The organism is Lactobacillus rodentium (assembly GCF_003423665.1).
GTDB classification, from domain to species: Bacteria; Bacillota; Bacilli; order Lactobacillales; family Lactobacillaceae; genus Lactobacillus; species Lactobacillus rodentium.
The window spans coordinates 6398-29373 of the sequence record NZ_BFBY01000014.1; the positions used below are offsets into that span (position 1 = coordinate 6398).

At 35.4% G+C, this 22976-nt stretch carries 29 protein-coding genes; 16 read left to right on the plus strand and 13 right to left on the minus strand.

Annotated elements, in window-relative coordinates; translation table 11 throughout:
- Positions 1-378, plus strand: a 378-nt coding sequence (locus LrDSM24759_RS06970; protein WP_507762154.1) for an SGNH/GDSL hydrolase family protein, incomplete at its 5' end; no start/stop codon positions are given.
- Positions 379-419: 41 nt separating this feature from the next.
- On the opposite strand, the gene LrDSM24759_RS06975 is transcribed toward LrDSM24759_RS06970, so the two are convergent.
- From LrDSM24759_RS06975 to LrDSM24759_RS06990, 4 genes are read right to left on the minus strand one after another with little or no spacing between them, the layout of a single operon-like run.
- Entirely contained in the window at positions 420-1292 is an 873-nt protein-coding gene (locus tag LrDSM24759_RS06975) for a transporter substrate-binding domain-containing protein (protein WP_117118774.1), read from the minus strand.
- A gap of 12 nt (positions 1293-1304) precedes the next feature.
- On the minus strand, positions 1305-2045 hold the full coding sequence (locus LrDSM24759_RS06980; RefSeq protein ID WP_117118775.1) for an amino acid ABC transporter ATP-binding protein: 741 nt from the start codon (positions 2043-2045) through the stop codon (positions 1305-1307).
- Between the two features lie 9 nt (positions 2046-2054).
- Positions 2055-2729 (minus strand): amino acid ABC transporter permease, encoded by a 675-nt coding sequence (locus tag LrDSM24759_RS06985; RefSeq protein WP_117118776.1) that lies wholly within the window; start codon positions 2727-2729, stop codon positions 2055-2057.
- Positions 2710-3369 (minus strand): amino acid ABC transporter permease, encoded by a 660-nt coding sequence (locus tag LrDSM24759_RS06990; protein ID WP_117118777.1) that lies wholly within the window; start codon positions 3367-3369, stop codon positions 2710-2712. The genes LrDSM24759_RS06985 and LrDSM24759_RS06990 overlap by 20 nt, the downstream gene beginning before the upstream one ends.
- Before the next feature lie 395 nt (positions 3370-3764).
- On the opposite strand from LrDSM24759_RS06990, the gene LrDSM24759_RS06995 reads away from it, so the two are divergent.
- Entirely contained in the window at positions 3765-4181 is a 417-nt protein-coding gene (locus tag LrDSM24759_RS06995) for a 3-hydroxyacyl-ACP dehydratase FabZ family protein (protein WP_157964251.1), read from the plus strand.
- A gap of 55 nt (positions 4182-4236) precedes the next feature.
- Entirely contained in the window at positions 4237-4674 is a 438-nt protein-coding gene (locus LrDSM24759_RS07000; RefSeq protein WP_117118779.1) for a MarR family winged helix-turn-helix transcriptional regulator, read from the plus strand.
- 44 nt (positions 4675-4718) lie between these two features.
- Here the strand turns inward: LrDSM24759_RS07000 and LrDSM24759_RS07005 are convergent, their stop codons facing one another.
- The 3 genes from LrDSM24759_RS07005 to LrDSM24759_RS07015 form a co-directional block, all read right to left on the minus strand.
- Positions 4719-5384 (minus strand): ribonuclease H1 domain-containing protein, encoded by a 666-nt coding sequence (locus tag LrDSM24759_RS07005; protein WP_170133370.1) that lies wholly within the window; start codon positions 5382-5384, stop codon positions 4719-4721.
- Positions 5385-5462: 78 nt separating this feature from the next.
- Complete coding sequence (locus LrDSM24759_RS07010) at positions 5463-5924, minus strand: UCP014422 family protein (RefSeq protein WP_117118781.1); 462 nt, start codon at positions 5922-5924, stop codon at positions 5463-5465.
- Between the two features lie 33 nt (positions 5925-5957).
- Positions 5958-6788: an alpha/beta fold hydrolase gene (locus LrDSM24759_RS07015; RefSeq protein ID WP_117118782.1), complete on the minus strand. Its 831-nt coding sequence runs from the start codon at positions 6786-6788 to the stop codon at positions 5958-5960.
- A gap of 233 nt (positions 6789-7021) precedes the next feature.
- Between LrDSM24759_RS07015 and LrDSM24759_RS07020 the strand changes: the two genes are divergently transcribed.
- The 12 genes from LrDSM24759_RS07020 to LrDSM24759_RS07075 are packed head-to-tail and all read left to right on the plus strand — an operon-like array spanning position 7022 to position 16504.
- Positions 7022-7990 carry a beta-ketoacyl-ACP synthase III gene (locus tag LrDSM24759_RS07020; protein ID WP_117118783.1) on the plus strand — a complete coding sequence of 323 codons (969 nt, stop codon included), beginning with the start codon at positions 7022-7024 and terminating at the stop codon, positions 7988-7990.
- Positions 7991-8025: 35 nt separating this feature from the next.
- Positions 8026-8271 carry an acyl carrier protein gene (locus LrDSM24759_RS07025; RefSeq protein WP_117118784.1) on the plus strand — a complete coding sequence of 82 codons (246 nt, stop codon included), beginning with the start codon at positions 8026-8028 and terminating at the stop codon, positions 8269-8271.
- On the plus strand, positions 8271-9215 hold the full coding sequence (locus tag LrDSM24759_RS07030; RefSeq protein ID WP_117118785.1) for an ACP S-malonyltransferase: 945 nt from the start codon (positions 8271-8273) through the stop codon (positions 9213-9215). Before LrDSM24759_RS07025 ends, LrDSM24759_RS07030 begins: the two co-directional genes overlap by 1 nt.
- The gene (locus LrDSM24759_RS07035; RefSeq protein WP_117118786.1) at positions 9199-9927 is read left to right on the plus strand and encodes a 3-oxoacyl-ACP reductase family protein; all 729 of its coding nucleotides are present in this window, start codon (positions 9199-9201) and stop codon (positions 9925-9927) included. The genes LrDSM24759_RS07030 and LrDSM24759_RS07035 overlap by 17 nt, the downstream gene beginning before the upstream one ends.
- Positions 9928-9935: 8 nt before the next feature.
- Positions 9936-11171 (plus strand): beta-ketoacyl-ACP synthase II, encoded by a 1236-nt coding sequence (gene fabF / locus LrDSM24759_RS07040; protein WP_117118787.1) that lies wholly within the window; start codon positions 9936-9938, stop codon positions 11169-11171.
- Positions 11171-11620: an acetyl-CoA carboxylase biotin carboxyl carrier protein gene (accB, locus tag LrDSM24759_RS07045; protein ID WP_117118788.1), complete on the plus strand. Its 450-nt coding sequence runs from the start codon at positions 11171-11173 to the stop codon at positions 11618-11620. Before fabF ends, accB begins: the two co-directional genes overlap by 1 nt.
- Before the next feature lies 1 nt (position 11621).
- Entirely contained in the window at positions 11622-12050 is a 429-nt protein-coding gene (fabZ, locus tag LrDSM24759_RS07050; protein ID WP_117118789.1) for a 3-hydroxyacyl-ACP dehydratase FabZ, read from the plus strand.
- A gap of 10 nt (positions 12051-12060) precedes the next feature.
- Positions 12061-13443 (plus strand): acetyl-CoA carboxylase biotin carboxylase subunit, encoded by a 1383-nt coding sequence (gene accC, locus LrDSM24759_RS07055; protein WP_117118790.1) that lies wholly within the window; start codon positions 12061-12063, stop codon positions 13441-13443.
- Complete coding sequence (locus tag LrDSM24759_RS07060) at positions 13424-14272, plus strand: acetyl-CoA carboxylase carboxyltransferase subunit beta (RefSeq protein WP_117118791.1); 849 nt, start codon at positions 13424-13426, stop codon at positions 14270-14272. Before accC ends, LrDSM24759_RS07060 begins: the two co-directional genes overlap by 20 nt.
- Complete coding sequence (accA, locus tag LrDSM24759_RS07065; RefSeq protein ID WP_117118792.1) at positions 14265-15035, plus strand: acetyl-CoA carboxylase carboxyltransferase subunit alpha; 771 nt, start codon at positions 14265-14267, stop codon at positions 15033-15035. Before LrDSM24759_RS07060 ends, accA begins: the two co-directional genes overlap by 8 nt.
- Positions 15036-15044: 9 nt before the next feature.
- Positions 15045-15803: an enoyl-ACP reductase FabI gene (fabI, locus tag LrDSM24759_RS07070; protein WP_117118793.1), complete on the plus strand. Its 759-nt coding sequence runs from the start codon at positions 15045-15047 to the stop codon at positions 15801-15803.
- On the plus strand, positions 15803-16504 hold the full coding sequence (locus LrDSM24759_RS07075; protein ID WP_117118794.1) for a biotin--[acetyl-CoA-carboxylase] ligase: 702 nt from the start codon (positions 15803-15805) through the stop codon (positions 16502-16504). Before fabI ends, LrDSM24759_RS07075 begins: the two co-directional genes overlap by 1 nt.
- Positions 16505-16554: 50 nt before the next feature.
- Here the strand turns inward: LrDSM24759_RS07075 and msrC are convergent, their stop codons facing one another.
- From msrC to LrDSM24759_RS07100, 5 genes are all read right to left on the minus strand, one after another.
- A complete protein-coding gene (msrC, locus tag LrDSM24759_RS07080; RefSeq protein WP_117118795.1) occupies positions 16555-17016 on the minus strand; it encodes a free L-methionine (R)-S-oxide reductase MsrC in 462 nt (153 codons plus the stop codon).
- Positions 17017-17044: 28 nt separating this feature from the next.
- Positions 17045-18313, minus strand: a complete 1269-nt coding sequence (gene murA, locus LrDSM24759_RS07085) for a UDP-N-acetylglucosamine 1-carboxyvinyltransferase (RefSeq protein ID WP_117118796.1) — start codon at positions 18311-18313, stop codon at positions 17045-17047.
- 131 nt (positions 18314-18444) lie between these two features.
- Complete coding sequence (gene pyrG / locus LrDSM24759_RS07090) at positions 18445-20067, minus strand: CTP synthase (RefSeq protein WP_117118797.1); 1623 nt, start codon at positions 20065-20067, stop codon at positions 18445-18447.
- Between the two features lie 130 nt (positions 20068-20197).
- Positions 20198-20746 (minus strand): DNA-directed RNA polymerase subunit delta, encoded by a 549-nt coding sequence (rpoE, locus tag LrDSM24759_RS07095; protein ID WP_117118798.1) that lies wholly within the window; start codon positions 20744-20746, stop codon positions 20198-20200.
- 39 nt (positions 20747-20785) lie between these two features.
- Positions 20786-21211 carry a YwiB family protein gene (locus LrDSM24759_RS07100; protein ID WP_117118799.1) on the minus strand — a complete coding sequence of 142 codons (426 nt, stop codon included), beginning with the start codon at positions 21209-21211 and terminating at the stop codon, positions 20786-20788.
- A gap of 122 nt (positions 21212-21333) precedes the next feature.
- Here LrDSM24759_RS07100 and LrDSM24759_RS07105 point away from each other — a divergent pair, with 122 nt between their 5' ends.
- The gene (locus tag LrDSM24759_RS07105; protein WP_117118800.1) at positions 21334-22689 is read left to right on the plus strand and encodes an HD domain-containing protein; all 1356 of its coding nucleotides are present in this window, start codon (positions 21334-21336) and stop codon (positions 22687-22689) included.
- 57 nt (positions 22690-22746) lie between these two features.
- Here LrDSM24759_RS07105 and LrDSM24759_RS07110 read toward each other — a convergent pair.
- Positions 22747-22976, minus strand: a 230-nt coding sequence (locus LrDSM24759_RS07110) for an IS3 family transposase (protein ID WP_157964252.1), incomplete at its 5' end; no start/stop codon positions are given.

A 22976-nucleotide genomic window follows, 5' to 3' on the forward strand; every position in this document is an offset into this window, starting at 1 on the left:
GATGCTGGTGTTTCACGTCAAGTAGGATCTGTGATAGGAGAATTACAAAGTAAACCTTTAACTAACACAATTTTAATTGGGCTTGGTACTAATGGTCCTTTTAGTCAAAGTCAATTCGATCAAATTATGCATATCATTGGTACCAAACGCGAAGTTTACTTCATCAATACTAATGTTGATCAAGATTGGCAAGAAGAAGTTAATGATATGCTTTCTAGTGGTAGTAAAAGATATAACAATGTCCATGTTATTGATTGGAATAACTATTCAGCTGGTCATGAAAATTGGTTTTGGGATGGAATTCATCCCAACATTCAGGGCCGCCAAATCATGGTAGACTTCGTTGGTCGTAATATCATTGCCGATGAAAAATATTAATTAAACAAGTAAAAAGAGTAGGTTTACTGACCTACTCTTTTTTATTTACCTTGCGTTAAAACAATATCTGAAGGCTTGATATCTTTACCAAAATATGGTTGAAGCTCTTTATTATAATCTTGAATAAAGAAGCCTTCTTTATTTAACTTGGTAATTTCCTTATTAGTCCAATTCAACAACGATTCATTCCCCTTTTTAACTGCTGGCGAAACGAATTGTTTTGGACCAATACTCTTTATTCCTACTGTATAGCGAGGATTGTTTTTAACCCAGGCATATAAGTATGAATTATCATCAGCTAAAGCAGCCCCACGTCCATTCTTGAAAGCATTAAATTGCTGTGTTTTAGAATCAAATTTCAACAAATTTACATCATCATGTTGCGCAAAATAATTTTCTGCTGTGGTTCCTTTAGTTACAATTAACTTTTTACCTTTTAATTCGGCCGCTGTTTTGATTGGCGCTGATTTAGGAGAAACCACACCAACTGATACTTTCATATATGGTTTGGCAAAATCTACTACTTCTTTACGTTCTGGGGTCACTGTGAAGTTAGCAAGCACAATATCTGCCTTATTTGAATTAAGAGTATCAACACGATTATTAGCATTGACTTGGATAAAACGTATTTTAACACCTAAATCTTTGGCTATTCGATGTGCTAAATAAACGTCATACCCTACTCTTTGTCCTTGGTCATTCACCCACCCATATGGAGGTAAATCACCAAAAACTGCGACGCGAATATAGCCTCGACGTTTAATTTGGGTTACCCCATTTTGACTAGTCCATTGACTGCCTTGCGTCCCACTATTTAGCCCCTTAATAGTAAAACCAAAATAAGCAGATACTACTACCAGGATTATTGCCAAAGCACCTACAATAATATTAAAAATATTTCTTCTTTTTTTCATTTGCTCATCCCTTTAAAAGTCCATACTCTCTAAAAATTCTTGAGCACGTTTTGTCTTTGGCTTTTCAAAGAATTCTTTACCAGGGGTATTTTCTAAAATTTTGCCATTTTCTAAAAATAAAACTTGATCAGCAATTTTTTCTGCAAAATTCATTTGGTGAGTCACAATAATCATGGTCATATGATCTCTTTGTGATAAATTCTCCACAATTTCTTGCACGCCTCGAACCATTTCAGGATCAAGAGAAGCCGTAATTTCATCAAAAAGCATTATTTCTGGATTCATGGCCAAAGCTCGTACAATTGCTACTCTTTGCTTTTGCCCACCAGATAATTCACGTGGATAGGCTTTAGCATAATCTTGCATTTCTACCCGTGCTAGTAACTCTTGTGCTTCTTTTTTCACATCTGCTTCATTACGATGTTGGACCTTTACGGGAGCTAGCAAAATATTTTCCATTACTGTCAAATTAGGAAAAAGATCGTAACTTTGAAAAACCATCCCTATCTTTTGACGTAGTGCTTGCCAAGTCTTTGGATTAGGGTCAATTTTTTTACCATGAAAATAAATTGCTCCATCCTTATAATCTTCCAAACCATTCAAAGTTCGTAACAAAGTACTTTTACCAGAACCAGATGGTCCTAATAAGGTTAGAACTTCACCCTTTTTCAAATCAAAATTGATATCATGTAAAACTTGCCAATCACCATAATACTTATTTAAATTTTCTACTTTTAAAATTTCTTCACTCATTATTGTCACCTATTTTTGCTTATTCGTAATACTCTTTGCCCAAGCAGATAATGGATAGTCCAAAACAAAATATAAGATAAAAATAAAACCGTAAACCCAAAAGACACCGGTTGGATACTGTTGGTTATTTGCTTCAATTATTTGTTGTCCGACATTAATTACTTCCATTACACTAATGATTAACAATAAAGACGTGGTTTTAATAACTCTAGTAGCCAAGTTAATCATTGCTGGAAGCTCTAATTTAAATGCTTGTGGTATCAATACATATCTAAATAGTTGCACCTTGCTTAATCCTAAAGCTAGTCCCGCTTCTCTTTGTGATTCAGGTACTGATTGCAGTGCGCCACGTACAATATCACTAAATTCGGCTGCTACCCACATTGCAAAAGCTAAAACTGCCATCCAAGAAGCCGACCAATTAATGTGGAAAAGTTCTGGCAAAATATAATAAACCAAGTATAAGAGCACAACCGTTGGCACAATGCGGAAAAACTCTAAGTAAAGTCGTAGAATTAACCGTAATATTTTACTGTTACTAGTACGCAATACACCAAAAATAGTTCCGACTATTAGGCCGATTACTAAAGATACAGCAGCAATCCAAATTGAGTTCCATAAACCGGCCATTAAACGGCCAAAATTATTACCTGCAAATAAAATGTTAATCCCCGAATGCGCCATAACGAACTCTCCTCTCTAGCCAAGTTAAAAGTAGAATAATTGGAATCAAAATAATTGCATAAGCTACTACCAACATGAACAAATATTCATTTGAACGGTAATACATCCCGATTAAATCTAGAGCTGTATTAGTTAATTCAGGAATCGCAATTACCGAAAAAATCGAAGTTTCTTTAATTAAAAAAATTATATTAGCAGTTAAAGCCGGCATACTTAGTGCAAAACCTTGTGGAAAAACAACATAACGCGCTAACTGCATATTTGTCATCCCCAAAGCTTTTCCACTACTAATTTGACTTTCAGTTACCCCATTAAATCCACCAGTAAAACCTTCGGCCATATAAGCGCCACCTAAAAAAATCAGGCCAACAATTCCACATACTTCAGCCGACATTTTCAAGCCAATTACTGGGAAGGCATAATACAAGAAAAATAATTGAATTAGTAACGGTGTATTTCTTCCTAATTCCACATATGCCGTAGTAATTTGACTTAATACCGGAATTTTAAAATATTGAATTAAACTTGCCAAAACACCTACAATAATTGAACCAACAATCCCAATTAAGGATAGCCAAAGAGTTAATTCAAAACCTTTAGCAAAGACTGGTAATGCTTGCTGGATTACAGTCCAATTCATAGACTTTTCCTCCTTATGAACATAAATAAAAAAGACCTACTAATCCTAAATTCAAGGACGTAGATCTTATTGGATAATCAAAATTTATAAAAATAAAAATTGTTGCGAGCTAAAGAAGAACGAAAATTGAATTTAGAGTATCATTCATGACATTCTTACAACAACAAATTGTTAACTCTAAATTCATCATTTTCAGCTTCCTTTCCACTTACAATTTAATAGTAATTTTCAACACAATCAGTGTAAGCCTTTAACTTACTAAAAGTCAATAACTTTTTAATATTAATTTTTTATTTCTATATCAATTGACATTAAAAGATGAAGTAATATAATGACAACTAATATAGTTAGATGATCAAACTATTTTATTCTATATAATAAAGAGGTACTTAAACTTGGAACTTAATTCAGTACAAATTCAAGCAATAACCGATTATGATACACCTTTATCCTTTTTAGACAAGGTTATTCAATTAGATGAAACACAAATTCAAGCAATTGCTAATATCACCATGGGTGAAGGCTTTTTTCAAGGTCATTTTCCAGGAAATCCCGTTATGCCTGGCGTCTTAACTATTCAGTCGATGGTTCAAGCAGCAGAAGTATATTGTCATGAACAAGGCATACCAGTCCCTACCTTATCGCAATTAAAAAAAGCTCGCTTTAAAAAGATGATTACCCCAGGTAACCAATTGAAAATCATTCTTAAACAAACTAATCTTGAAAAAAATAAAATTGAATTTTCTGGGGAGGCGTTGGTAAATGATGAAATAGCCTGCAGTGCTAATTTAAGTTTTTTATTAAATGATTAACTCTTTTAGCTTATAATTAAAAGTGGATTTAATTATAAGCTAAAGGATTTTTTACATGAATAAATTATACAAAGAGATTAGCGATGCTCTTTACAATAGCTATTATGGTATTGAAAGAATTGAACAAACGGAACTTAAAAAAAGTAAATTTAAGGATCTAACACCAAATGAGTTACACGCCATTGATGCTATTGGCCTACATAATTATTTAACTACCTCACAATTAGCTGAAAAAATGCATGTCACTCGTGCTACTATTTCTACTCAAGTCGATCGTCTAGTGCGCAAAGGTTATGTAGATAGAATAAGAGATGAAAAAGATCGCCGAATAATTCGTCTTAAACTCACTCACCGCGGCAAATTAGTATGTCGCGCCTACCATGCTTACCATAATTTAATGGTCAAAAGTTTTTTACAAAATTTAGATGAAAATGAACTGCAAACTATCTATCGTGCCTTTACAAACTTAGAAAAGTTTACTAATTCTCATTAATCAAAAAATGCAAGATTCTCTAGAATCTTGCATTTTTTCTTTACTTAAAGTACACCTGCACCTTTTTTGGCAACCTTATCAACTTCTTCGTTATAAGTAACATTAGTATGTGCAGGCACATGAACAAATTCGATTTTTATTTCTTTTTGCCTGTCTTGAATAAATTGAGCATATTTTTGCGTAAGGGGCAATTTAGCCTTCCAAGTACCTGTCGGCCACGCTGAAACTCCGAGATAATCATGATAAATTGTAACTTTTTGATAACCATGCTCAAGTGCCCAATTCACTGCATGACCAGCCGCCTTAAGTTCACCAATTACATTACGTGTTTCAACATTTTTAATATTCTTTATTGGACCATTGGCATGAATTTTTTTAATTTGACCATCTTGTTTGTACAAGGCAACCATTCCCCAACCGGCAACGTTAGTTCTTTTATTAAAACTTCCATCAGTAAAAATCATCGTGCTTGACTCAGCAAGATCTCTAAGTGAGGTATTAATTTGCTGATTAATTTCATTTATATTTTTTCCTGCTAAATTACGACCACTTTCACCCTTAAAAAATTTTTCTGCATCAGCCTTAGTATCAAAGCCTTTATATTCGGCTCCGGGATAGCCACTAATTAATTTTTGGACTTCACTCCAAGGTGCTTGAAAAATCCCAGTCTTTTTCCCTCTACGAATTGCATAGTATCTAGTTTTAGCCATGAATTCACCTTTTCTTAATTTACTCATATTCATTGCTAGTATCTCAATCATGTCATTATAACATGTTCTTTCACGCTACTATGAGTTGGAAGAAGTTAGCTTTTCTACCTTTACTCCACATCGCTTAATTACTAATGGCAATTTTGTTAATGCTTCATAACAGCTCTCCACTTCGTGCATTACTTTGCCCACATCTAACCCATTTTTGGTCAAAACAGCGGTAGCAGCTGCAGCATAATGCCGCTTAAATTCTTGATTAACTTTATTCCAATCTATATTAGATAATTGCTTTGCTAGTTTGGGATCAAATGGTAATCGTCCTTGTAACATTAAAACCGCCAGTATTGGATAGCCCGGATATCCTTGCCAATAAGTAGCATTATCGTTAGATTGATATAAATCTCCATGCCACTTCACTGTGTATCTTTTTGCTTCATTGGAAGAGATAACTTTGGCTTCATTCTCGCCCATTTGTACATGATGATCTCCAATTGCAGTATAAGCTTCAAGAATTTTTTCTTTTGGTGGTAATTTTTTCAATTTGTTAACCTCCTTAGCAGATATACAAATAAACTACACGAATTTAACTAAACGTTCTAACCAATTTTGAACTAAAGCATTAAATATATTGGGTGCTTCAATTTGCAAATTATGATCGGTCGCATCTAATACTGCAAATGATGCACGAGGTAAAATATTTAATAAATGCCATTGATCCTTATAACCCACGATCGTATCTTGTCTACCTGTCATTATTAAACTCGGTTTATCATAATCTAAATTTTTAATAACTTCGTCCACATCCACAATAAAGCTGTAGTTCTTTTTTAGAGCTTTTAAAAATTCTTTATTAGATTTTTTAATACCAGAAATTACTTCTTTTTCCCACCTTTCTGCAGTCTTTCGATTAGCCACAAGTAAATTATTAGAAATTTGGTCTGCCTTTTGAGGATCAAGATTACTCAAATAATCTTCATTTGCAAAACTTAAATATTTTTTGGGTACTTTTCGTTGCTTATTATCTGGAACTATCATTGGACATAACAAATTAATACCATCAATTTGAAACTTATAATGTGCCAATAAGCCTTGTGCTAGATATCCACCATAAGATTGGCCAATTAATAGAAAATTATTTTGCCCAATAAACTTATCCACAAATCCTTCTAAAATAGCCAAAATTTTATCTGAAGAGGCATAAGCCAAAGTATGACTAGATTCTCCCATTCCCGGTAGATCAATATAAATACGTTTATACGCTTGATCTTCTTTTTTAAAAATTGGTTCAAACGCACTGGTCATTAAATTAATGTCACATCCCAAACCATGAATTAATAAAACGGGTTTTCCTCCACCTTTAGTTTCATAATGTAACTTCATATCTGGTGCATATTCATAAAACATTACTTAGGCTCCTTTTTCTAATTATTCTCTCTCGATAATTTTACTGCCTTCTTGAAACGCTTTGAAATTATTGGCCTTTTAATTAAACAATTATTTTTACAAATTCTCTTTTTAATTGACATAATAAATTTGAGTAATATAATTTGAGTATCGAATAGTTTGAATAGCTAATTATTCGATACACTAAATATAATTACACATTATTTAGCAGAAAGATAGGACTGAACGTACCCGTGAATGATGTGACAATTACCGCAACTAGTAAAGTTGTGCCTAGTCAGTTAGTTACTAATAATCAACTAAGTAAAATAATGGATACCTCAGATGAATGGATTCGTAAACGTACGGGGATTGAAACACGTCATCTTAGCAATGATAAAAACACTTCAGAGCTAGCTTTAGAAGTTGGAAAGAAGTTACTTAACCAAGTCTCATGGCCAGTTACTGATCTAGACTTAATTATCGTAGCCACGATGTCACCTGATTATTTAACTCCCAGTGTTAGTGCGCAAATTCAAGGTAAACTAAAAGCCCAAAATGCTGTTGCTTTTGATCTTTCAGCAGCCTGTTCTGGATTTTCCTATGCCTTATCCGTTGCTCGTTCGATGTTATTAGCTAATAACTGGCATAAAGCATTAGTGATCGGAGCCGAAGTTTTATCAAAATTGCTTGATTGGCATGATCGGTCAACTGCCGTTTTATTTGGTGATGGTGCCGGTGGTGTAATCTTAGAAACTAGAGCTGAGAAGCATTTTCTAGGGCAAGATTTACGTACTTTTGGTGAATTAGGTAATCAATTAACTGCCGGTCATACTAAAACTAATGGGGTTTTAAAAGATAATACTTTTTCTTATACTCCCTTCCAGATGAATGGCCGTGAAGTTTATCGTTTTGCTACTCATGAAGTACCTCGATCAATTCAAACTGCTTGCAGGCAGGCTAATCTTGAACTAAATCAAGTCGATCACTTTTTACTTCATCAGGCCAATAGTCGAATTATTGAGCATGTAGCTAAGCGATTAAAACAACCCCTTGATAAATTTCCGATAAACATCAGTGAATATGGAAATACGGCTGCTGCCAGTGAAGCAATTTTACTAGCAGAATGTGTAGAAAAAGGCATTATTAAAAAAGGAGAAACCTTTGCCTTAAGTGGATTTGGTGGTGGACTAACTTGCGCTACCATAATTTTCAAATATTAGAATTCAATTTATAAATAGAAAAGGAAAAGTTAAAAATGACAAAAGAAGAAATTTTAAAAGATGTACAAACTGTTGCTAACGATGAATTAGATGTTGAACCTGATAAGATCACTTTAACTACTAATATCAAGGAAGATTTAGATGCTGACAGCTTAGATTTATTTGAAATTTTAAATGAATTAGAAGATAAATACGACATTGAACTTGATCCTGATGACAGCATTGTAACCATTGGCGATTTAGTTGATTTTGTTAGTGCAGAAATGGACAAACAAAAATAATGAATTTTGGAATTCTTTTTAGTGGTCAAGGTGCACAAAAACCTGGCATGGGATTAGATTTTTTAGTTGATCCATTATTTAAAGAGACAATTGAACTAGCAAGTGAAGCAAGTAAACAAGATATTGAGGCTATTTTTGCCAGCAAAAATAATGAATTAGCTAAAACCATCCATGTACAACCAGCTTTAGTTGCTTTTGAGATCGGTATCTTTCGTATGTTAATGCGTGATTTACCTAACCTCAACATTGGTGGCATGGTCGGGTTATCACTTGGTGAATATGGTGCGATGGCTGCAAGTGGTGCGTTAGATTTAGACAATACGATTAGTCTTGTAACTGATCGTGCTACTTATATGCAGGCTGATGCTGACAAAATTGATAATGCTATGGCAGCTTTAATTAAACCAAATTTAGATAAAGTTAAAGCTATCTTGACTAAGCTTCAAAATGAGGGACAAAAAGTTTACTTTTCTAATTTTAATTCCCCTAAACAAGTCGTAATTGGTGGAGAAAAGGACGCTGTCATACTTGCCACTAAAGAAATCAAAACAAACGATGCTGTTCATCGCGCTATTACCTTAAATGTTAATGGTGCTTTTCATACCCCACTCTTTGATACAGCTAGTCAAAAGATGCATGAACGGTTAAAGGATGTAACTTTTAATTCAACTAAAGTACCAGTTATTTCTAATACTACTAGTCAACCTTTTACCAATGATTGGGCACAAATTATGGAAAAGCAATTAGCAGTCCCTACTCATTTTGGTGATTGTCTACAATATTTGATTGATCACAATAATATTTCGGCAACTTTAGAAGTTGGTCCAGGCAAAACTTTATCTAGTTTTGCTAAACAAATTGATCGCTCCTTAAACAATTATCGTATTGGTAGTTATGACGAATATCAAGAATTCATTGAGGAAGAAAATGGAATTAAAGGATAAAGTAGTTTTAATCACGGGCTCAACCCATGGTATCGGTAGTGCAATGGCCTTAGAGTTTGCTAAACATGGCGCTAAAGTTTTATTAAATGGTCGCAAAGAATTACCTGCTGAATTAGCAGATAATTTAAATAAAATTTCTACTGATTACAATTACTTACAAGCTGATTTGGCAAATACTGATCTTAAAGATTTTACTGAAGAGGCTTGGAGTATTTATGGGCAAATTGATGTCTTAGTTAATAATGCCGGTTTAAACCGTGACAAGATGTTTATTGGAATGAAAGAGAATGACTTTGATCAAGTAATTGATTTAGATTTAAAAGTTCCCTTCTTTTTAAGTAAACACATTATTAAAAAGATGAATAAGAGACGAATAGGATCAATTATTAATTTATCCTCTATAGTCGGAATTCACGGTAATGCGGGGCAAGCAAATTATGCAGCGGCAAAAGCAGGATTAATTGGTTTAACTAAATCAATTGCTCGCGAAGGTGCAATGCGCAATATTCGGGTTAATTCTATTGCTCCCGGAATGATTGATACGCAAATGACTGCCGCCCTTTCTGAACGTGTACAAAAAAATATTTTAGAGCAGATACCACTTAAACGTTTTGGTAACCCAGACGAAGTGGCACAAACTGCTATTTTTTTGGCCCAAAATGACTATATTACAGGGCAAAATATCGTAGTTGATGGCGGAATGACAATGTAGGAGATATTATGCAAAGAGTTGTTATTACTGGAATGGGAGCAATTGCTCCTAACGGAAATGGTTATCAAAATTTTGTAAATAATAGTTTAGCTGGAAAAATTGGCATTAAACCAATTACTAAGTTTGATGCTTCAGAAACTGGGATCACCGTAGCTGGAGAAATTGATGATTTTGATCCCAAAGATTATGTCGGTAAAAAAGAAGCACGCCGCATGGATTTATATTCTCAATATGCAATGCAAACTGCAGCTGAAGCTATGGAAATGGCGGGTATTACTGAAGAAAATACTAAGCCTGAAGACCTTGGGGTTATTTATGGCTCAGGTATTGGTGGTTTAACTACTATTCAAGATCAAGTACTTAGAATGCATGAAAAAGGCCCACGTCGTGTGTCGCCATTCTTTATTCCAATGGCCATTTCTAATATGGCGGCCGGTAACATCTCCATTCGTTTCAATGCACAAAATATTTCTACTTCTATTGCTACCGCTTGTGCTACAGGAACCAACAGTATTGGCGAGGCCTATCGTCAAATCAAAGAAGGTCGTGCCCAAGTAATGATAGCTGGAGGATCTGAAGCCACAGTCAATGAAACAGCTATTGCGGGTTTTGCAGCTTTGACGGCTTTATCTCAAAGTACAGATCCTAAACATGCATCCCTCCCCTTTGACAAAGATCGAAATGGTTTTGTACTAGGTGAAGGCGCTGGTGCCATGATTCTTGAAAGTCTTGACCATGCTAAAGCTCGTAATGCAAAAATTCTCGGTGAAGTTGTTGGTTATGGTACTACCAGCGATGCCTACCATATCACCTCACCTGATCCAGAAGGAAAAGGTGCGATTCGCGCCATGGAGATGGCTATGAAAGAAGCACAAATTTCTCCAAGGGACGTTGGCTACATTAATGCTCATGGTACTGCTACTCATGCTAATGATTCTGGTGAAGCAAAGGCTATTAACAAGTTATTTGGTGAAAATAGTAATGTTCTTGTTTCATCAACTAAGGGAATGACGGGTCACCTTTTAGGAGCAGCAGGTGCAATTGAAGCCGTTATTACGATGGCTAGTCTTAACGAAGGTAAATTGCCAATGAATGTTGGTGTCTTTAACCAAGATCCCGAATGCAACGTTACCTTGGTCAATCAAAATAATCAAAAGACTAATACTACTTACGCCTTATCAAATTCCTTTGGTTTTGGTGGTCATAATGCTGTATTGACTTTTAAGAAATGGAGTGAAGAATAATGGAATTAAAGGATATTCAAAACTTAATGGATCAATTTGAAGATTCAAATGTCCGTGAACTAAAAATAGATGACGACAATTTTCACCTTTATTTGAGTAAAAATAAAAAGAACAATGCCGTTTCGGTAAATAAAGAAAATACTAATCCATCTACTGAAACAACTCCAGCTAAAACGGTAAGTGAAAAACAAACTCCTCCTACTGAAAACGATGCAGCTATTAAGGCACCAATTGTAGGTGTAGTGTACTTACAAGCCAAACCCAATCAACCACCTTATGTTAAAGTTGGTGACCATATTAAAGCCGGTGACACTGTTTGTGTAATTGAAGCCATGAAAATGATGACTGAAGTAAAAAGTAAAATTGCAGGCACTGTTACAGCGATTAATGTTGATAATGAAGATTTGGTTGAAGTAGACCAACCACTAATCTCAGTTAAGGAAGATTAAAATGACTCAATTAGGTACTGCAGAAATAGAAAAAATTATTCCTCACCGTTACCCCATGCTTTTAATCGATAAAGTATTAGATTTAACTCCAGGTCTAAGTGCAAAAGCAATTCACAGTGTTTCAAATAATGAAACTTTTGTTAAGGCTAGTTCTACTACCAATCCATTTTTTCCTTCCCCACTAATTATTGAGGCAATGGCTCAAACTGGTGCGGTCGCTTTATTAAGCATGGAGGATTTTAAAGGGAAAACCGCTTATTTTGGTGGTATTCAAAAAGCCAATTTTTTTGGTCAAGCACGACCAGGTGATCAGTTAATTTTAACTACTGAATTAACCAAAATTAAACGTAATATTGGCCTTGGGAAAGGTATCGCCAAAATTGGTAATCAAAAAATCGCTGAAGCTGAGTTAACTTTTATGATTGGTTAGGTGAAATTACATGTTTAAAAAAGTCTTGATTGCAAATCGTGGCGAAATAGCCGTACGCATTATTCGCTCACTTAAAGAAATGGGAATTAAAACAGTTGCTATCTATTCAACTGCCGATCGTGAAAGCCTCCATGTTCAATTGGCCGATGAAGCAATTTGTGTTGGCGGTCCCCAACCTGGTGATTCCTATTTAAATATTAAAAATATTTTAGCAGCTGCAATTGGTACTGGTGCTGATGCCATTCATCCAGGATATGGTTTTTTATCAGAGAATGCTGAATTTGCCAAAATGTGTACTCGATGTGGTTTGACCTTTATTGGTCCAGATGCTGAAACAATCGACAAAATGGGAAACAAAGAACATGCTCGTCAAACAATGATGGCACACAATGTTCCTGTCACTCCTGGTAGTAAAGGTTTTATTACTTCGGCCAAAGAAGCAGAAGAACTTGCCGATAAAATCGGTTATCCCGTTCTATTAAAAGCTGCTGCTGGTGGTGGCGGTAAAGGTATTCGTCAAGTGACCAAAGCAAGTGAAATGGCTGATGCCTTGGCTTCAGCTCAAGCCGAAGCTAAATCCGACTTTGGTGATGATCGCATGTATCTAGAAAAAGTCATGCAAAACGTTAAGCATATTGAGGTCCAAATCTTTAGAGATAGTTTTGGTAATACGGTCTACTTCCCTGAACGTGACTGTTCATTACAAAGAAATAAGCAAAAAGTAATGGAAGAAAGTCCTTGTGACTTAATTAGTGAGCAAGAACGTGCTCACTTAGGAGAAATTGCTGTTAATGCCGCCAAGGCAGCTAATTATGTTAATACCGGAACAATTGAATTCTTAATGGATCAAAATCATAACTTTTACTTCATGGAAATGAATACCAGAATTCAGGTGGAACACACAGTTACAGAAATGGTAACTGGTGTAGATTTAGTCAAAGCCCAAATTCAAGTTGCTGCTGGTGAAAAGCTGCCTTTTAGTCAAGCTGATTTAAAACCTAAAGGTCACGCCATTGAATGTCGTATTAATGCTGAAGATGCAAGTAATAACTTTATGCCATCAGTTGGCAAAGTAGATTATCTCTATTTACCAATCGGTAACCCGGGTATGCGCATTGACACTGCTCTTTATCAAGGGCAACAAATTTCTCCATTTTATGATTCGATGATTGCTAAAGTAGTTGCCTTTGGTAATACTCGAGCTGAAGCGATTGCTAAGATGAAACGATTACTTCAAGAAATGGTTTTACATGGAATCACAACTAATCAGCAATTCCACTTAACTATTCTGGAAGATCCAGGGTTTATCAAGGGTAATTTTACTAACACTTACCTCGAAACAACATTCTTACCAAAATGGAAGGAGCAAGCAAATGAAACTATTTCAGCATGAAAATACTCCGAGTCAAACGCATATCAAAGCGGACAAAGTAGCCGATGACAAAGTTCCTGATGGTTTAATTTTTAACTGCCCTAAATGCCACACTGAAATATTTGCGGATAACTTAGATGAATATGCTACTTGTCCAAATTGTGATTATGGCTTTCGCATTGCTGCTCGTAAACGCCTTCCTTGGCTGGTTGATGGCTTTACTGAATGGGATGCTGACATTGAACCTTCTAATCCCTTAAACTTTCCTAATTATGAACAGAAAATTGCTAAGGCTAAAAAGGCTAGTAAACTTAATGAATCGGTTTTAACTGGTAAGGCTACAATTAACCAAACTGACTTTGCACTCGGAATTATGGATCCCACTTTTATTATGGGCTCACTCGGCCAAATGACCGGTGAAAAACTCTCTCGTTTATTTGAAAAAGCCACCCAAAACAAATTGCCAGTCGTACTTTTTACTGCTTCTGGTGGCGCAAGGATGCAAGAAGGAATTCTTTCTTTAATGCAAATGGCTAAAGTTTCAAATGCCGTGGCTAGACATAGTGCTGCAGGATTACTTTATATTGTAGTTTTGACTGATCCAACTACGGGTGGTGTTACCGCCAGTTTTGCTAGTGAAGGCGATATAACTCTGGCCGAGCCTCATGCTTTAGTTGGTTTTGCCGGTAGACGCGTAATTGAACAAACTATTCATGAAAAAATTTCAGCTGATCTTCAAAGCGCTGAAAATGTCTTGAAGCATGGTTTTATTGATCATATTGTTAAACGGCAAGACGAAAAAAGAACTCTTGCTTGGTTATTAAAGAACGGAGGTCAAATAAATGACTAAATCAGCAATGGACGTTGTTAGGGCTGCCCGTTCCCAAGAACATATTTCTGATCAAGAAATCAGAAATCAAATTTTTGAAGACTTTTTTGAACTTCATGGCGACGGATTGCATGGTGATGATCCAGCCATTGTTGGTGGCTTAGCTACTTTTCATGACCACCCTGTGACTGTAATTACCACTAGTCGCGGCAAAAGCCTTGAAGAAAGAATGAAAAAGCACTTTGGTCAATCTGAACCGGCTGGTTACCGTAAAGTCCTCCGTTTAGCTACTAATGCAGCTAAATTTCATCGCCCAGTAATTTTGTTTGTCGATACTGCTGGTGCTTTCCCTGGTAAAAGCGCTGAAGAAAATGGTCAAGGTCAAGCAATTGCTCAAAATCTATTAAAAATGAGCCAATTACCTACTCCCATTATTTCAATTTTTTATGGTGAAGGTGGTTCTGGTGGTGCCCTTGGGCTTGCTTGTGGTGATCAAGTTTGGATGCTTGAAGACTCAATGTATACCGTACTTTCACCAGAAGGTTTTGCCTCTATTCTTTGGAAAGATGCTAGCAAAACTAGTGAAGCAGCCGAAGTAATGAAACTTACACCGAAAGACTTGTTAAAAGAAAAAGTGATCGAGGGGATTATTAAAGAGCCCGAAAATCATGAAAAAGTTATTCAAAATATTGATCAAGTTTTACAAGAACAAATTCCTGCTCTAGAAAAGTTATCAACCGAGGAATTATTAGATAAACGCTATGCGCGTTTTAGAAAATTTTAGGAGAATAAAATGTCTGGTATTTTAGATGGTAAAAGAATCTTAGTAATGGGTGTTGCTAATAACCGCTCCATTGCTTGGGGCTGTGCTCAAGCAATGGAGAAACAAGGAGCCGAAATTATTTATACTTATCAAAATGATCGTATGAAAAAATTCATTGATAAATTAGTTCCTGATGAAAATCGCCTAATTGAATGTGATGTTGCCAGTGATACAAGTATCGCTAACGCTTTTGCAACTATCAGAGATCGTTTTGGCAAAATTGATGGTATTGTTCATGCCATTGCCTTTGCCAAAAAAGAAGAATTAGGTGGTTCAATTTTAAACTCTACCCGTGAGGGTTTTAGTCAAGCACTAGATATTTCTTCTTACTCCCTCTTAGCAGTAGCTAAAGAGGGAGTAAGAATCTTAAATAATCCCGCTAGTATTGTAACTTTAACTTATATGGGTTCTGATCGTGCCCTCCCTAATTACAATACGATGGGGATTGCTAAAGCAGCTCTTGAATCCGCTACACGTTATCTTGCGCGTGATCTAGGTCACGATGGAATTCGTGTTAATGCAATTTCGGCGGGGGCAATGAGAACTTTAGCTGTTTCAGGAATTAAGGGCCACTCTTCCTTAATCAAAGAATCAGAAAGTCAAACTGTTGATGGTATTAATGTTACGCAAGAAGAAGTCGGAAATACTTGTGCCTTCTTAATGAGTAATCTTGCCAGCGGTGTAACCGGTGATGTTATCTTTGTTGATAAGGGTGTGCACTTAAGATAATGAAAATATTTACTTTTGATCAAGTAACTTCCACCCAAGATTTAGCCCGAACTTATCTTAATAAGCATCATACTAGCGCAGCTTTTGTTGCTGATAGTCAAACAAATAGCTACGGTAAGCTAGGTAGAAAATTTTATGCTCCCCCTCAAACCGGAGTATATTTCAGTATCGCTTTTCCAAATTTTAAATTTAAAAAGGAAAAAGCCGAACTTCTTACGCCAGCAATCGCTACTGCCCTTGTAAACGTTCTTCAAATCTTTTTTTCTCCAACAAAATTAAAACTTAAATGGGTAAACGATATTTATCTTTATGATAAAAAAGTTGGCGGCATTCTTACTGAAGTTTTATCTCAAGGTTTAATTATTGGAGTGGGTATCAACATTTCTACCCAAACTTTTCCTCAAGATTTACAGTCCAAAGTTGGCTCAATCACTAAACGGGAATTTGATCATCAGAAGCTCATAACTGCTCTTCTCCGGGCAGTTATAACTGCCATAGAGAATTATGAGTCGGGAAGTTTTTTATCCCAGTATCGCCGCTTATCCTGTATCCTCAATAAAAATGTCACTCTTAAATTAGGTAAGCAAACCATTCATGGATTAGCAGTGGATATTAATGATCTAGGTGAATTAGTAGTAAAAAGTGATGGTAAACTCCATACATATTCTAGTGGTGAAGTTATTAAAGTCGAAAGTAAATAAAAATAGGACTAGCAACTGCTAGCCCTATTTTTTTACTTTCAACTTTAATTTTACTTATGAAAAATATTATCAGCAATTTTACTTAAATATTTTTCATCTAATTTATCAAAATTATTTAATTGTGGAGAATCAAAATCAAAAACTCCCCATAAATTACCGCTTTTATCAAAAATTGGTAAGACAATTTCTGAGTTAGTATTACTATCACATGCAATATGCCCAGAAAATTGATGAACATCGGGTACAATTTCACTCTTTAAATTTTTAGCAACTGTCCCACAGACACCCTTACCAATTTGAATGTGTACACAAGCAGGCTGTCCTTGGAACGGTCCTAAAATCAATTCACCATTCTTTATCCGATAAACACCAGCAAAATTAATTTGATGAAGATTGTTAAATAAAAGAGCTGACAGATTAGCCGTATTTGCAATCCAATCATCTTCACCAGCAATTAAGGCCTTTGCCTGCGCTACTACTAGTTGATATTGTTCTTGGTTTGCAGCAGCCATATCAATCAGCTCCTTACATAATAATTATTTAATTAGCATCAATGACTGAAATATCGCCACCGAGCTTTTTAATCTTTTCTTCTACACGATCATAACCACGTAAAATATTACCTGCATTAGAGATCACAGTTTCACCCTTAGCCATTAAACCTGCAATCATTAAACAAGCACCAGCACGAATCTCACCCGCAGAAACATGTGCTCCCTTTAATTCGGCAGTAGGATGAATCAAAATAAAATTATCTTCAGCTTGAATGTCAGCACCCATTTTTTGAAGTTCAGGTATATGACCTACTCGTTTAGGATAGATGGTATCACTAATAATTCCTTCACCTGATTTGGCACTTAAAAGTAATGGCGTCATAGGCTGTTGTAAATCAGTCGCAAAGCCAGGATAAGGATCAGTTCTGACTTGAACCATTTTTAAATCACCAGCTGGATAAACATAAAGTGAATCCTCATCTACCTTAGTAACTACACCCATTTCTTCTACCTTAGCTAAGTAGCTGTCTAAGTGTTCTTCAATAATATTGTGAATACGAATTCCATTACCAACAGTAGCAGCTAATGCAATATAAGTACCAGCTTCAATTCGATCAGGAATAATAGTATGTGGTGCTTTTGATTCTAAGCGAGCTACTCCTTCGATTCTAATTGTTTCTGTTCCGGTTCCCCGTACCACGGCACCCATATTATTTAAAAAAGTTGCTAAATCAATTATTTCAGGTTCTTTAGCTGCATTATTAATAATGGTCTGCCCTTTAGCAGTAACGGCCGCTAACATAATATTGATAGTAGCACCAACTGATGGCATTGCTAAATCAATTACAGCACCCTTCAAGCCCTCTGTAGGGGCCGTTATAATAATTTGGTCATTCTGATTTTTAACGGTGGCACCAAGTGCTTCAAAACCCTTAATATGCTGGTCAATTGGTCTCGGACCAATATCATCTCCACCTGGAAAACCAACAACAGCTTTACCAAAACGCCCTAATAAAGCACCCATAAAATAGTAAGACGCACGTAAAGATTTAATTTTACCTGCTGGTAAAGGACTCATATGAATGTCTTCTGGATTGATTTTCAAAGTAGTTTCCTGAAAATCACATTTCACATCCATTTCGCTTAGCAGGTCCATTAAATTATCTACATCTGCTATTCTGGGTACCCCTTCAAGCGTTACAGGAGTACGCGAAAGTATTGACGCAGGGATTAAGGCTACAGTTGAGTTCTTTGCCCCACCAATCCATACGTCGCCCTTTAAGGGCTTTCCACCATGAATAATCATTTGCTTCATTGGGGAAACAATCCTCTTCATCTAGTTGTAATACACAAATATATCATTCAATATCATATATAAAATTACACAAAAAAACAAGAGGAATAACCGTTGTTATCACTCTTGTTAACTAATTTTAATATTGCTAGTTAATCAAATTTTGATTCTGGCAAACGACTAGCTGCACCGATAAATGCCTTAAATAAACCTTCAGGTCTTTGTGGACGACTGAGAAATTCAGGGTGATATTGTGCAGCAATAAAGAATTTATTTTTCGGAATTTCAATAATTTCAACCAAACGGTTATCAGGAGATACCCCAGAAAATACCATACCAGCTTTTTCAAAATCTTCACGATATTTGTTATTAAATTCAAAACGGTGACGGTGACGTTCTTGAATAACATCTTGGTCATCGTAAGCAGCACGAGTTTTGGTACCAGCCTTAAGGGCAGCAGGATATAAGCCTAAACGTAAAGTACCCCCAATATCTTCAATATCACGTTTATCATCCATAATATCAATAATATTATTCTTAGCCTCAGGTTCTGCTTCTGCACTGTTTGCATCTTCTAAATGCAAGACATTGCGTGCAAACTCCACACTAGCCATTTGCATTCCTAAACAGATACCTAAGAATGGAATATCATTTTCACGTGCGTATTCAATTGAAGTAATCATTCCTTCTAACCCACGAGTTCCAAAACCACCTGGTACAATCAAGCCATCTGAATCTTTCATAATTTCAGCAATATTATCTTCAGTAATATCTTCAGCCTGAACCTTATCAACTTCAATTTTTGTATTATATAAATAACCTGCGTGTTGAAGAGCGTCAGTTACCGAAATATAAGCATCTTCTAATTCAACATACTTACCAACTAAAGTAATTTTTGTAGTATGCTCTAAATTTTTAGCACGTTCATCAAGCTTCTTCCATGCTTCCATATCAGCCGTTGCCTTAGGACTTTCGAGATGTAAATAATCACATACTAATTGGTCCATACCTTGTTTTTGGAATGAAAGTGGCACATCAAATAAGGAAGGTTCATCGATTGATTCAATAATACGATCAACCGGTACATCAGTAAAAGTTGAAATTTTATTTTTTAATTCTTGTGGAACTGGTTTTTCTGCTCGCAATACTAACATATTAGGTTGAATCCCAATACTCCGAAGTTCAGCAACTGAATGTTGTGTTGGCTTGGTTTTCATTTCTTGAGCAGCATGAAGATAAGGCACTAAAGTACAATGAATATACATTACATTTTCTTCCCCTACTTCACGGCGCATTTGACGAACAGCTTCCATAAATGGTGTTGATTCAATATCACCCACAGTACCACCAATTTCAGAAATAACAACATCTGAATCAGTAGTTAAACCAGCGCGCATGATCTTTCTTTTAATTGCATCAGTGATATGCGGAATTACTTGAACAGTAGCACCATGGTAATCACCACGGCGTTCTTTTTCAAGAACTTCTTTATAAATTTTACCTGTAGTAACATTAGAATACTTGCTTGTTCTGACATCAACGATTCTTTCATAATGTCCTAAGTCAAGATCAGCCTCAGTACCATCATCAGTTACAAACACTTCCCCGTGTTGATAAGGATTCATAGTACCTGGATCAATATTGATATAAGGATCAAATTTTTGCATTGTGACCTTTAAGCCACGATTTTTTAATAAGCGTCCTAAACTAGAAGCAGTAATACCTTTACCTAAGGATGATACAACTCCACCAGTAACAAATATGTATTTAGTCATGCGTGCTTCCTTTCTTCAAAAATAATAAATCTGTAAAAACAAAAAAAGCTCCCGCTTGGGAGCTAAAATGAAATGCACATAAAGTGCCCATACAAAATATTAAAGGGAAAAGTTATTTCCGTCAAGCACTTTATTCATCATCGTCATTAAGATCATCTTGATGAAGTTCAGATAATTGACCTTCAATACCATCATCTAAATCATCAGTATCTGCATCGTCTAAATCATCACTATCAGAGTAATCGTCATCTTCATCGCCATCAGTGACATCTAGGTCATCATCTTCAGGATCGTCATCATCATAATCGATCACATCATCGTCATCACTATCAGCAATAAAGGCATTAACCTTCTTATGATGCTTCTTGCGATTTGTTCCTTCTTCATCTTCATCTTCTGGGTGATTTACTTCTTCATCAACAGAGTCAAATGGGAACCATGAGCGCAAAGCCCAAACATTGTCACCCATTGAAATAAATTCGCCGTCAGTGTTCATATCAGTATAAAACTGAGGTAATTTTTCACGAATTTCTTCATCGCTCTTGCCTAAATAATTTTGAACAGCATTTACGATGTCAGCAAAGGCCATTCTTTTGCCACTATCTTGTAAAATTGCCAAGGCAACTTCAATCATTGATAATTCGTCTTTATTTTGACCTTTAAAATCATCTAAACCCACTAATGGCACGTCCTTTCAAATTTTACTTTCATCGTTTAGTTAAGCTTCACGATAAAAATTAATCTTAATTGCATAGTTACCTATTAAGTATAGACCAGAAAACAGATCATATTCAACTGTTAGTTTAAGAATATTATTATTTTCGTCCGAAAAATCTAATTTTTTGGTTAAACTAGTTAAATCCATGATACGTGATGCAGCGATTATACGACAATTTTTCTTTTCACCAACTGCAAACTTCATCATTGTATAATCATTCGCTTCAACCGAGCCACGTTGCATCACCATTTCACCATTTTTTAACAAAATTTTGACGGGTACATTACCTGTCTTATTTTCTTCATCATATTGAAAACGCCAACCACCTTCAATTTGTTCCATCTGACCCTGACCATGACGCTTAATAGTTTCACTTTGATCTTCTTGGGTAATTTTACTAGTAATTTCCACTCTGAGTTTTTCCATTTTTCACCCTCAAAAGTTTGTTATATAGCTATCTCTTTCCAATATTGTTATAATCAATTTTAGTAAAGAAATAAAGTAAAACAAATTAGAAATATTTATTCGAGAATTAATTATAAGAAAAAATGGTTAAATTTAAAAGTGAGAAATTAGATCATGAAAAAGTTATTCGTGATCCTGTACATAATTATATTCATATTAAAGATAAAGTAATTTATGACGTAATTAAAGCTAAAGAATTTCAACGTCTTAGAAGAATTAAACAATTAGGACCAGCTAGTTATGTTTTTCCAGGCGCTACACATACTCGCTTTGAACATAATTTAGGAGTTTATGAACTAACACGGCGAATCTGCAATATCTTTAATGATCGCTATCGCAGCCAAAATCCAAAAGACGGTTTATGGAATGCCGATGAAACCTTACTTGCTGAATGTGCCGCACTCTTACATGACATTGGCCACGGACCTTATTCTCATACTTTTGAGCATTTATTTGGTACTAATCATGAAAAGATGGGTCAAGAGATTATTACCGATAAAAATACCGAAGTTAATCAAGCACTACGCCAAGTAAGTCCTGATTTTCCAAACTTAGTGGCTAAGGTAATAGCCAAAACATATGCAAATCCACAAGTTGTAAAATTGATTTCCAGTCAAGCAGACGCTGACCGGATGGATTATTTGCTTAGGGATGCTTATTTTACGGGTGTAACTTATGGAGCATTTGACTTAACACGAGTTTTAGAAGTAATTCGCCCTTATAAAGATGGTATAGCCTTTACCGATAAGGGTATTCATGCAATCGAAGATTATATTATTAGTCGCTACCAGATGTATCAACAAGTTTATTTTCACCGCATTAATCGTTCAATGGAAGTCATCTTGCACCATCTTTTACAACGGGCCCAAACTCTTTATAAAGAAGATAAACGGCAATTACCTGTTACTCCACAACTAGAAACATTTTTAGCTAATACATGGACTTTAGATAATTATTTATCATTAGATGATGGCGTGATGGAAACTAATTTTTCAATGTGGCGTAATTCTAGCGATCAAATTTTAGCTGATTTAGCTGCAAGCTATCTGGATCGCCATCCCTTGGAAAGCGTTAAAATCAACGAATCAACTAAAAACTTAATTCCAAAACTAAAGGATTTAATTAAAGAAGCTGGATTTAATCCTCAATATTATACTGCCACTAATTCGGCTTTTGATGAACCTTATGATGCATATAAACCAAGCGGAAAAAACGCACATAGCCCAATTGAAATTATGCAAGAAGATGGATCTTTAATTGAACTATCTGAAGTTAGTCCTCTAGTTAAATCCTTAAATGGAACTCTTCAAGGTGATGAACGCTTCTTCTTTCCTAAAACTATGATTGAAAAAACTGCTGAACCGCAAATCTTTGATCCAATTTATCAAGAATTTCAGCGTTACATTAAGAATAATGAATTATATAATCCAGCTAAATAAATAAAAAGGCTTTGATCCTAATATTAAGATTGATATGAACCCTAAAATTAGGACATATTATTGAGCCAGTTGATTTAAAACCATATTTCGATATTGAATCGGAGTATGGTTTTTTATTGTGCTCTTGATTCTTTTGTTATTGTAGTAATAAATATATTCTTTGATTGCTTTTTCAAGCTCATCTAAATTCTTAAATGTTTTCTCAAACCCATAGAACATTTCTCGCTTTAAGATACCAAAGAAACCTTCCATTAATCCATCATCTAATGAATTTCCTTTTCTAGACA

Excerpts from the sequence above, each read along its gene's own strand:
- LrDSM24759_RS06985 (WP_117118776.1), bottom strand. The coding sequence starts at position 2,729 with ATGGCGCATTCGGGGATTAACATTTTATTTGCAGGTAATAATTTTGGC.
- LrDSM24759_RS07100 (WP_117118799.1), bottom strand. The coding sequence starts at position 21,211 with ATGGAAAAACTCAGAGTGGAAATTACTAGTAAAATTACCCAAGAAGAT.
- accB (WP_117118788.1), top strand. The coding sequence starts at position 11,171 with ATGGAATTAAAGGATATTCAAAACTTAATGGATCAATTTGAAGATTCA.
- LrDSM24759_RS07015 (WP_117118782.1), bottom strand. The coding sequence starts at position 6,788 with ATGTTTTATGAATATGCACCAGATATGAAGTTACATTATGAAACTAAA.
- accC (WP_117118790.1), top strand. The coding sequence starts at position 12,061 with ATGTTTAAAAAAGTCTTGATTGCAAATCGTGGCGAAATAGCCGTACGC.
- LrDSM24759_RS07000 (WP_117118779.1), top strand. The coding sequence starts at position 4,237 with ATGAATAAATTATACAAAGAGATTAGCGATGCTCTTTACAATAGCTAT.
- fabI (WP_117118793.1), top strand. The coding sequence starts at position 15,045 with ATGTCTGGTATTTTAGATGGTAAAAGAATCTTAGTAATGGGTGTTGCT.
- LrDSM24759_RS07005 (WP_170133370.1), bottom strand. The coding sequence starts at position 5,384 with ATGGCTAAAACTAGATACTATGCAATTCGTAGAGGGAAAAAGACTGGG.
- LrDSM24759_RS07105 (WP_117118800.1), top strand. The coding sequence starts at position 21,334 with ATGGTTAAATTTAAAAGTGAGAAATTAGATCATGAAAAAGTTATTCGT.
- accA (WP_117118792.1), top strand. The coding sequence starts at position 14,265 with ATGACTAAATCAGCAATGGACGTTGTTAGGGCTGCCCGTTCCCAAGAA.
- LrDSM24759_RS06975 (WP_117118774.1), bottom strand. The coding sequence starts at position 1,292 with ATGAAAAAAAGAAGAAATATTTTTAATATTATTGTAGGTGCTTTGGCA.
- murA (WP_117118796.1), bottom strand. The coding sequence starts at position 18,313 with ATGAAGCAAATGATTATTCATGGTGGAAAGCCCTTAAAGGGCGACGTA.
- LrDSM24759_RS07030 (WP_117118785.1), top strand. The coding sequence starts at position 8,271 with ATGAATTTTGGAATTCTTTTTAGTGGTCAAGGTGCACAAAAACCTGGC.
- pyrG (WP_117118797.1), bottom strand. The coding sequence starts at position 20,067 with ATGACTAAATACATATTTGTTACTGGTGGAGTTGTATCATCCTTAGGT.
- LrDSM24759_RS07075 (WP_117118794.1), top strand. The coding sequence starts at position 15,803 with ATGAAAATATTTACTTTTGATCAAGTAACTTCCACCCAAGATTTAGCC.
- msrC (WP_117118795.1), bottom strand. The coding sequence starts at position 17,016 with ATGGCTGCTGCAAACCAAGAACAATATCAACTAGTAGTAGCGCAGGCA.
- LrDSM24759_RS06980 (WP_117118775.1), bottom strand. The coding sequence starts at position 2,045 with ATGAGTGAAGAAATTTTAAAAGTAGAAAATTTAAATAAGTATTATGGT.
- fabZ (WP_117118789.1), top strand. The coding sequence starts at position 11,622 with ATGACTCAATTAGGTACTGCAGAAATAGAAAAAATTATTCCTCACCGT.
- fabF (WP_117118787.1), top strand. The coding sequence starts at position 9,936 with ATGCAAAGAGTTGTTATTACTGGAATGGGAGCAATTGCTCCTAACGGA.
- LrDSM24759_RS07035 (WP_117118786.1), top strand. The coding sequence starts at position 9,199 with ATGGAATTAAAGGATAAAGTAGTTTTAATCACGGGCTCAACCCATGGT.
- LrDSM24759_RS06990 (WP_117118777.1), bottom strand. The coding sequence starts at position 3,369 with ATGAATTGGACTGTAATCCAGCAAGCATTACCAGTCTTTGCTAAAGGT.
- LrDSM24759_RS07025 (WP_117118784.1), top strand. The coding sequence starts at position 8,026 with ATGACAAAAGAAGAAATTTTAAAAGATGTACAAACTGTTGCTAACGAT.
- LrDSM24759_RS07060 (WP_117118791.1), top strand. The coding sequence starts at position 13,424 with ATGAAACTATTTCAGCATGAAAATACTCCGAGTCAAACGCATATCAAA.